General features: G+C 36.0%; 1 protein-coding gene. It reads right to left on the bottom strand.

Annotation, left to right across the window (positions count from 1 at the left end; all coding sequences use genetic code 11):
• Positions 1-304: 304 nt before the first annotated feature.
• The coding region (locus tag H5202_RS21260) for a DUF1998 domain-containing protein (RefSeq protein ID WP_182773809.1) at positions 305-2,052 on the bottom strand (1,748 nt) is incomplete at its 5' end.

Here is a 2,052-nt window from a genome sequence, read left to right as displayed (position 1 = left end):
AGTAAGGTATTGATTAATAAATCTTTATAGGAATCACGCCACTCGTAATGGTAAGTATTCTTACTTATTTATAATTTTTATCACCAACCTTAGATTACCAATGATCCATAGAACAATAGTAACCAACTCTCTATGCTCTATGGATTCAAATTTTTAATGCTAGTTAATTTTCTATTGAGAAAAATATTAATGTGGGAAACTGCCCTGTTTTTATGGTCCAATCACCATCCAAAATCGCTTGAGCACAGTCAGTTGAGGATGAGTACTGCTGGTAACGATTATTGCGGTCCATTTTATTCGCAAACTAATAACAGAAGCCTTGGTCAAGCCAAATCTTAACAATTGAATCATCATCAAATGTAAGGTTTAAACTTCTTGCATGAGGTAGGTGATATTTAGATTCAGTTAAAAACTCAATCTTTGTCCTACTCAACTGAATGCATTCTTCAATATCTTCCTTTCTGGCAGCATCACAATTCCAATTATCCATTATGGATTGAGGTAAATCAGAAGAATATTTTAAACTACCCGTCCTGATTTTAGCTGTGCTATTAGGGTAATAAGTTAACAACGCAATGATCACATTTAGGCAAATACTCACAGGTAATGGAGCCGCAAGGTATCGGTCGCAATATTCAATAGACTTAACTTTATTCGTCTGCATTTTATTTAAGAGCACGGAGGACTCTTTAAACATCTTTGTCCAAAATAATGCCCCAAATTCTTTAACAGTTCCGTTTAGTTCTGTTGAAACTGATATAACACCAATTTTTTCATTTGAATCGAGCATTTCTAATTCAAACAAAGTGAATGGTTCAGTTGAATGATTAATTCCAGTTATCAAGTACTGTGGATCGCTATCTGAGAAACACCAACCTCTAACACTATCTCCATCAATCACTTCAGCAATCTTTTTACCATTAGGTTGTTTGCTAGAGTCTATTTTTTTAATCGTGATACTTGGATGATGTGCAAACCATGAAAGCGTAATTCGATGTTCAATAGACAGATCGCTAATGTCATAAGGCAACACGATAGTGATACTTTGATCTTTTACCCGGTCATATAGAGTGTTGATTAGTGGCCATTGACTTAAGTCATCTAAATCCTCCTTGTATAAATAAAAATTGAGATCAGAGTGTTTATCATGTGAACAATGATGGTCAACGGCTAAGCTGATCGGTAAAAGTTCCAATCTATTGTCTTTATCAAAGTATTTATATTCATCTGGGAGTGATAACCGTTGAAAGAAATTACCATCAAGAAATGATCCAATAACGTGCCGATCCAATAACTCTAAGGCGTGTTGAGTAGAGTAATCAACTGAACAACGATGACAGGCTTTATCGCAATGGCAACTGGTTGCTTTTTTCTTGGCTAATTGTAATAGCTCAACAATATACTCAGATGCCTTAATGGAAAAACCAGCGCCACCGGCGGCTGAATCGTAAAGCACAATAGCTTGGGCTTCACTGCCTTTAAACCTGATTGGTTTAATCGTACAACCTATCTCACTATTATTTATACCTAGCTTTTCAGATAGCTCATTTCTTAGTAAAACAGATAATGTTCTAGCTATCGTGCGGTTATTAAGAACCGTGCCATCGTGATTAAACAATACTAATTCAAAAATATCTGTCCGAGTACTATGACCTAATTTAATTGGGCCTTTAATCGAAAAGTCCCGTTCATTACCACCACAGAACTTTTCACTTTCTCGCTCAATATCTCCTTTACCACCACGCAATCTTGTATGATTTTCTAGTACCTTATATGGAGATATATCTTTATTGTCAGGCATTGGTTCCATACGACCACATTCCAAACACAATGCATATCCAGAACTAGATAATCCGCTGCTGTGATAATAGACATGACCATCATGGCTCGAACGATAAGTAGCACTAGGATTAACACTCAAATCTTCCCATTGAGCTTTCTCAACCGTAACCCATGGATCTTGAAACGGAATATGAATCAATCGAGAAATATCATTATGGGGTTTATTACGTATATCAACGGCAAAACTACCTGGCTGAATATATCGATGAT

Origin of the sequence: Shewanella sp. SG41-4 (genome assembly GCF_014164505.1) — a bacterium.
In the GTDB taxonomy this organism is placed as follows: Bacteria; Pseudomonadota; Gammaproteobacteria; order Enterobacterales; family Shewanellaceae; genus Shewanella.
The sequence above is the reverse complement of the archived record's forward strand: the minus strand, read 5'-3'. Positions and strand labels throughout refer to the sequence as shown.